Below are 328 nucleotides of genomic sequence, written 5' to 3' on the forward strand. Positions count from 1 at the left end.
CGCGATCGCCAGTGCCTCGGCTCGGTCCGCCTCCGGTACGCCGAGGGCATCGGCGAAGACCACGTCGATCTCCTCGGGGGCGCAGCCGGCCTCGTCCAGGGCGCCCAGGATGGCCTGGGCCAGCCCTTCCCGGGAGTGCTCCCAGCGGGAGGCGCCGGTGAACGTCGCCGCGTAGCCCGCCAGGGTGGCCCGCACGGGCGCACCCCGTCGGCGGGCCGAGCTCTCGGCTTCCACGACGAGCATGGCACCGCCTTCGGCGGGCACGAATCCGCAGGCCGAGGCGGTGAACGGGCGGTAGGCGCGTTCCGGGTCGTCGACGGTGCTCAGT

1 pseudogene is annotated in these 328 nt (G+C 75.0%); it reads right to left on the reverse strand.

The annotated features are described in order from the left end of the window. Positions 1-328: pseudogene (locus tag TN53_RS43465) on the reverse strand (ketosynthase chain-length factor); the annotation flags it as partial.

The organism is Streptomyces sp. WM6386, assembly GCF_000972385.1.
Lineage (GTDB): Bacteria > Actinomycetota > Actinomycetes > Streptomycetales > Streptomycetaceae > Streptomyces.